The 6,451-nt window shown below is 67.7% G+C and carries 9 protein-coding genes; 2 read left to right on the top strand and 7 right to left on the bottom strand.

The window, feature by feature from the left end; genetic code table 11:
• Positions 1-182 precede the first annotated feature (182 nt).
• The 5 genes from ABT130_RS46520 to ABT130_RS46500 all read right to left on the bottom strand — a co-directional run bounded on the left by ABT130_RS46520 (position 183) and on the right by ABT130_RS46500 (position 3,684).
• A complete protein-coding gene (locus tag ABT130_RS46520) occupies positions 183-356 on the bottom strand; it encodes a hypothetical protein (protein ID WP_350966341.1) in 174 nt (57 codons plus the stop codon).
• 83 nt (positions 357-439) lie between these two features.
• Complete coding sequence (locus ABT130_RS46515; RefSeq protein ID WP_350966340.1) at positions 440-940, bottom strand: pyridoxamine 5'-phosphate oxidase family protein; 501 nt, start codon at positions 938-940, stop codon at positions 440-442.
• A gap of 55 nt (positions 941-995) precedes the next feature.
• Positions 996-1,421 (bottom strand): VOC family protein, encoded by a 426-nt coding sequence (locus ABT130_RS46510; protein ID WP_451935827.1) that lies wholly within the window; start codon positions 1,419-1,421, stop codon positions 996-998.
• A gap of 835 nt (positions 1,422-2,256) precedes the next feature.
• On the bottom strand, positions 2,257-3,057 hold the full coding sequence (locus tag ABT130_RS46505; RefSeq protein ID WP_350966339.1) for a CPBP family intramembrane glutamic endopeptidase: 801 nt from the start codon (positions 3,055-3,057) through the stop codon (positions 2,257-2,259).
• Between the two features lie 408 nt (positions 3,058-3,465).
• Entirely contained in the window at positions 3,466-3,684 is a 219-nt protein-coding gene (locus ABT130_RS46500) for a hypothetical protein (RefSeq protein ID WP_350966338.1), read from the bottom strand.
• Positions 3,685-3,900: 216 nt separating this feature from the next.
• Here ABT130_RS46500 and ABT130_RS46495 point away from each other — a divergent pair, with 216 nt between their 5' ends.
• The gene (locus ABT130_RS46495) at positions 3,901-4,047 is read left to right on the top strand and encodes a hypothetical protein (RefSeq protein WP_350966337.1); all 147 of its coding nucleotides are present in this window, start codon (positions 3,901-3,903) and stop codon (positions 4,045-4,047) included.
• A 34-nt stretch (positions 4,048-4,081) separates the two neighbouring features.
• On the opposite strand, the gene ABT130_RS46490 is transcribed toward ABT130_RS46495, so the two are convergent.
• Positions 4,082-5,026: a M56 family metallopeptidase gene (locus ABT130_RS46490; RefSeq protein ID WP_350966336.1), complete on the bottom strand. Its 945-nt coding sequence runs from the start codon at positions 5,024-5,026 to the stop codon at positions 4,082-4,084.
• A complete protein-coding gene (locus tag ABT130_RS46485) occupies positions 5,023-5,382 on the bottom strand; it encodes a BlaI/MecI/CopY family transcriptional regulator (RefSeq protein ID WP_350966335.1) in 360 nt (119 codons plus the stop codon). Before ABT130_RS46485 ends, ABT130_RS46490 begins: the two co-directional genes overlap by 4 nt.
• 371 nt (positions 5,383-5,753) lie before the next feature.
• Here ABT130_RS46485 and ABT130_RS46480 point away from each other — a divergent pair, with 371 nt between their 5' ends.
• Positions 5,754-6,218 carry a hypothetical protein gene (locus ABT130_RS46480; protein WP_350966334.1) on the top strand — a complete coding sequence of 155 codons (465 nt, stop codon included), beginning with the start codon at positions 5,754-5,756 and terminating at the stop codon, positions 6,216-6,218.
• Positions 6,219-6,451: the final 233 nt, after the last annotated feature.

Here is a 6,451-nt window from a genome sequence, read left to right as displayed (position 1 = left end):
TGACGTGAGCCGCTACGTGAAGGCTTCGCTCGCGGCAGATCCCGCGCGGTTCTATGCCCGGTTGCCGGCGAATTGATCCGGAACCCGCCGCGCCGGCGTGACAGGGGTGGTTGCCGACGCGCATCCGGCCCCCGCCTCGGTGACAGAGAGCGCTGCAGGTCGCGAGCAAGGGGTCCGTCGGCCTAGACCCTGACCTGGATGACCTGCGCGTCCTCGTCGTCGGGCTCGATCCGGAAGCCCGCAGCGGTCAGCGCCTTGGTGGAGGCGGCGATCTCGGCCGCCGCCTCGGAATCGCTGCCGGTCCAGGCGGCATCGAACGGTTCGCCGCCCTGGTTCTCGACATCCCACCGCGACATTTCCCGGCGGATTTCACAGACTCCGCGCACCGCGGTGGGGTTGAGGCGTGGGCGATCCCCCCATGCGAGCGACCTCGCGCCGCTCAGCCGCGCTGACGCCCCTCCCGCTGCCGGACCAGCTCCTCGACCGCGCTCGGCAGAGTCGTCTCGAAGTCGATCAGCTTCGCCCAGTTCGGGGTCACGACGATCCGGACCATGCCGTCGTGGTAGAGCGAACGCACCTCCGCCTCCCAGTCGACCCGTTGCTCGGGCGTCATCTCGTAGGTGCTGGTCGCCTGGAGGTACTCGTCCGGGATGCCGTCGACGAAGTCCAGCTCGGCCCGACCCCGGATGAGCAAGATCTTGGGCGGGTGCACCTCGGTGTCGATTGTCAGGGCAACCATCGGGTTCTCGCTCAAGGCCTGAAGCTTCGGAGCGTTCTTCGACGTGCACATGACGATCTCCGAGCCGTTCCAGGTAAAGATGATCGGGACATTGCGAGGTGTGCCGTCCTTGGCGACGTAGGCCAAGCGGGTCACGTCGCGAGCCAGCAACTCCTGACTGATCGGTCGGTTCAGTACCTCGGTGATCTCGTTCGGTCGCACGGTTACTCCTCCCGTTGTCGTTCTCGGTCCATCCAGCGGATCGTTCTGGTGGCCGTTAGCCGAGTTCCTCGGCCAGTGCGACGACGATGCCCTCGGGGCCGCGGATATAGCAGAGCCGGTAGATGTCCTTGTACTGCACCACCTCGCCGACGAGTTCGGCGCCGTGGGTGCGCAGGCGGGCGATGACGTCGTCGATGTCGTCGACCGCGAACATGATGCGGCGAATGCCCAGCGTGTTCGCCGGGGCGTCCTCCGGCACGCCGCTGATCGCCTTCGGCGTGTGGTACTTCGCCAGCTCGATCCGCCCGTGGCCGTCCGGGCTCCGCATCATCGCCACGTCGACTCGTTGGTCGTCGAGCCCGACGAGACGTGCCGCCCAACGCCCCTCGACCAGTGCCTTGCCCTCTAGCTCCATGCCGAGTTCCACGAAGAACGCGATTACAGCGTCGAGGTCGTCGACGACGATGCCGACGTTGTCCATCCGCTGAATCGTCATGGTGGTTCTCCTTCTTCGTCGCGCGGCCCGTCGTGGCCACTGGTGTGCCTAGGACGGAGCCACCGCCACATTCTCGACACCCGGAAACGTGCTGAGTTCTAATAAACCCAACGTCAGACGGAGCGAGGGTGAAGAACCGGTCCGGCTCGTCCCAGCCGATCTCCGGGAACCGCCGCAGAGACTCCAGTTCCTCGTCCGTGAATACCGGAGCGACCACCAGGTACCTCCCGCCAGAGCCCGAAGATCCCCAGCTTAGGAGCCTGCCCAGCCATATCCGCCCTATTTTCTCCCGTGTACTACGGCGGTCCCGTCCGGGGCGGTCGGCGAGCTGGCGTGCGCTGCGTGCGGGGACGGCCCGTTGATCGTCGCTGCCCGGCAGGCCGCCCTACCGGGCGCGCCAGTCGACGATCGAGTGAGCGTACGCGCGGCGGCATACCTGCGCCGCGGACCCGCAGACACTGCAAGACCTCGTGGGGGCAGTTCCGGTTCTGGGCCACCTCGCGACGCACCTGCATCACACGGTGCGATCGGGCCAGCGTGGCCAGCACGGCGGGGGTAGTGCGGGTTGCCCGCGAGGCGGACCTGCACCTGGTAGTCGGGGTCGTCGCATTGCGTTAGGACCTCTTAGCCGACGAGGATGCTCGCAGGGCCGGGCTCGATCGCGAGTGCCGCCTGAGCCGTCTCGGCCGATGTCCACGCCGTCGCGAACACTCCTCCGCACCGGACCATTCGCCGAGCAGGGCGGCGAAACGCTCGTCAGGAGCGGAGCCCGTGCCCCGCCCCGCCAAGGTGCGGAGCGGGGACGGGACACGAGGGTTTGTCAGCCCTGTGTCGCCGGGACGTTGCCCACCACGACCTGCGTGGCGTTACGGCGCTTCTCGCGGGCCAGGACGATCGGCACAGTGATCGCGCCGACAATCGCCAGGAGCGGCGCAGCCATGCCCGCGAGCGGGAAGGCCGAGCTGTGGGTCGAGAAGACCGTGAAGTCCCAGAAACCGTGCAGCACCATACCCGAGATGAGCCAGCCGGTGGAGCGGCGGGCGAGGTAGAAGATCGAGCCGAGACCGAACGCGAAGAACACCTGCACGATGCCGCCCAGACCGATGCCAAGGAAGACGTTTGGCAGATGGAAGACCGCGAACATCGCAGTCGACAGCAGCCACACGCCGGTCTCGCCGAAGCGGCTGCGCAGGGCGACGATGAGCTGGCCGCGATTGATCATCTCCTCGTTGAAGCCGACCAGCGCGCTGCCGATGATCAGGAAGACCCACATCAAGGGGGTGACGCGGCCGAACTCGCCGAACAGCAGGTTCACGACGGCGATGATCATCATGATGATCGGCAGAGTCATCGCCCAGCGCGACAGGGAGCGGCGCTCGTGGATTGCCGGACCCCACCAGCCGTAGATCGAGACCACGATGATCGCGAGGATCGCACCGCCGGTCAGCGGGAGCACGTACCAGAGGAGCAGGGTCTGCTCGCTCTCGCCGACGCGCGTGTAATCGACCCCGTTGATCACGAAGATCGCGTAGAAGACCGCGAGGTAGAGGAAGTAGCCGAGCACCCCCAGCCCTACGCGAGGCTGGATTCTGACGTTGGGGCTCAGTGGATTATGCGCCATGGACTCAACTTCCCAGCGCCGGTCTCTCGGTGGCAGTGTCGGCCGCCATCGGTTTCGGTGCATCGTGCACCGAACAGCCATGACATCTGTCATATCCCCGGGCGGAGATTCCCGATCACCCGAGAACGCGCTCGCGCTGAACCCACCGCCAGGCCGGTTCGCCATCCGACGCACGTCGATGACTCGCGAGGGTCGGCCGGCTCCGGCCGGCGGGGAGGTGTCGACCTGCCGGAAGTTCGGTCCAGCCGCCCGGACCTACGCGGCCTGCCGGCTGATGGCCAATGTCGGGCTGCGTGTGAACGATGACTGCAGGCTCGACCTGGCCGACGTCACATGGGGCCTCGGCCCGTCCGGCAGGCTCTACTCCGACAGGAGAGCGCCGGCCCAGTCTTCAACATCGGAAGGGTCTCACTGCCAGGGGAAGGTCCCGGTGAAGGCTATGAACCGCCGTACCAGGTGCAGACGAGCGGTCGCCGTGCCCACCGAGAGCATTCGACTGCGTTGCTGCCGGAACCGCCCCGTCAGCATCGCCTCTAACACCGTCTCCGCCGGGTGCAGCAGCATTACCCCGTCGGCCAGGACCAGGTGCGCCGCGCCATCGATGTCGACCTTCTGGCGAGCTATCAACCCCCCTCGCACTCAATGCGAGACGGCGTCCCGGAAACCCCAGAACCCGCAGGTCAGAAGCTCAACAGTCAAGGCACTACCAGGGCCCCGACATTCACGCCGAAGATCGCATCCGACCTGCGAGAACACCTATGTCACCGATGCGAATACCGCATCAGATGGAATATGCACACTTTCTAGTGCATCGAGACATGGGCATGATCTTGATGGTTCTCGGTGATACTGCCGTGGATCGAACTGCAGGTCCGCGTGGTCGAGGAGCCCTACCTGATCCGCACCCACGGATCGGACCAGCTCACCTACGCCTCCATCACGGGCCGCTTCCTTCCGGCGCTGGGCCGCCTGTCACCGGCGCTCTCCTAAAGGCTTCCCCTGTGGTTTGTGGCGGCCCGGCGCCTCAGATCCGCCAGATGGTGATACACAGCACGGGCGCGACCAGCACGGCCAAGGGGCCGCTCAGCAGCAGGCCGGCGGCGCAGTAGGCGATGGCCGGCACCCAGCCCGGCTGCTGGGGGCGACCGCGCAAAAGGCGTTCCACGCGGTGAACGACCGCCGTGTCGGCCAGCGCCAGGCCGCCCGCCGCGGTAGGACCGGCCGGGGCGGCCATCCGCACCAGCGCGCGGGCCAGCGGCAGTTCTCCGTGTACACGGCGGGCCTGGTCGTCGGCCAGCATCTCCAACAGCACGGGGACGACCCGGCGGGCCGTGCTCGCGGCGGGAAGCCAGGGGAAGGCCTGCGCGAGCGCCAGGAACGGAAGCAGCAACAGATCGTGGCGCCCGGCGGCATGCGCCCGCTCATGGCTGAGCACCGCCTCGGTCTCCTCGGCATCGAGGAGGTCGAGCGTTCCTGCGCTGAGCACGATACGGGCCCGGCGGCCGGGAATACAGTAGGCCACCGGCCGGGCGCCGGGCAGCACATAGACGTCGTGGAGCACCGACGGGTCGGCCGCGACATCCACCAGCAACCGCTGCCTGTTTTGGGCTCGGACCGTGCGCACCGCGGCCCGCACGGTGTGCAACGACAACCAGCCGATCAGACCGGCGCTCCACACCAGCGCGACGATGTGCGCCGGCCCCAGACCGTCCAGCCCCCGCCCGTCGAGAATCTGACGGATCAGAGTGTGCGCACCGTGCGGGAACACCGCTGCGAGCGGCGCCACCGAGGCCACCAGGCCGATGCCGACCGCTCCCAGTCCGCCGGCCAGCCCGATCGCCTGCCACATGACCAGGGCAGCGCGGGGACAGCGATGCGTCCACCCGGCGCCGGCGAGCCGCTCGGCGAGCCGGCCTCCTGCCAGCAGCGGCACCAGCGCCACGGCCGCGGCGACCAGCCAGACGATCACGACGTCTTGCCCAGATCCCGGTTGTCGAGCGCCTCGCGCAGCGCGGCGGCCACCTGCGGTGACACGCTGCCGACGAAACGGCTGACCGCGGCCTCCACATCACCGGCGCCGTCCAGTACCTGGCGCATGGCCTCGGCGACGAAGACGTCCTTGCCGCCCGCGGCGCGATACAGATGGGCACGGCCACTGCGCTCCCGGGTGACCAGGCCCTTGCGCGACAGCCGCACCAGCACCGTCAACACGGTCGTGACCGCAGGCGCCGAGGGCAGAGCGTCGGCCAGGTCCTGGGCGAACATGCCCTCGGGATGGTTCCACAACGCTTCCATGATCGAACGTTCCAGGTTGCCGAGCCGCACCTGTCAGCCCCTTCGCCTCTGTCCTGGTTGTTTCCCACGATGAAGGCTACCGGCCCGCGCCCGGGTGACCCGCGCCTGTGAAGAGAGCACCCGGCTCGTGGACACTCCATTCCCGAAATCACCTCTCAGAAGGACGGGGTGATGGTGGCCGGGTGCGGCCCGCCTTCGATCCGCCGCGCGGTGTTGGGGTGGACCGGGCCGCTGCCAGCCGGCCTGATGGGCCTGGGCTTGGGCCGATCCGACCGGCGCCCTCATACGCGAGAAAGGCCGCGAGGCCTGCTGTGCTCTGCGAGCCGGTGCCGCCCGCTCGTGGACGCCCTCCCGGAACACTAAATCACAGCCCGGATGTGAATAGTCACACAGGGTAATGTATGTTCGTGGTCATGATCGGATCGATGCGGCGGGTCGCGCGGTGTGGAGGCGTCGCCTTCGCGCTGTGCCTGACCGTACTCGGCATCGTCGTGCTGATCCATCTGGCGCTGTACGTCGCCGCCCACGCTCATGCGGCGCACCATCATGCGCCCGGCGTGCAGACTGTGACCTCCGTCGGCGACTCGAACACCGAAACCCCCTCCGCGGTCGCCGCGGTGTCGCACGAGCACGCACCGTGCCCTCGCCTTCCCGCCGATCATGATCATCGCTTGTGCGGCGCGGCCACCGGGGCGCAGATCACCGATGTGCGCCCCCTGCCGCAGACCGGCCCTGCCGTCGGCGACCCGATGATCACTGAGGTGTCCGCGACACTCCCACCGCCGCCCGCCCAGCGATCTTCGCGGCCGGTGTGCCCGCCGCCGGGGGCTGTGTTGCTCGTTCTCAAATCCGTTTCCCGCATATAGAAGCCAGCCCACCGGGCCCCTTGGCAACGACTCAAAGCTCGACACGATCGGCGTGAGCCGTCGCTTCCGCGTGCCCAAAAGCGAGTCGACCACATCGCAAGCATGGGAAACGGATCATGACACACACCCTCAATTCATCGCAGATCGCCACCACCTCGCTCAGCCAGTTGATCACCGGAGCCACCTGCCACGCCCCCGAGCACGTGGTCGGCAACACCCCGGTGCTCTGGATC

This window comes from Streptosporangium sp. NPDC001681 (genome assembly GCF_040298085.1).
Lineage (GTDB): Bacteria > Actinomycetota > Actinomycetes > Streptosporangiales > Streptosporangiaceae > Streptosporangium.
This window is presented reverse-complemented; position numbering and strand designations above follow the sequence as displayed.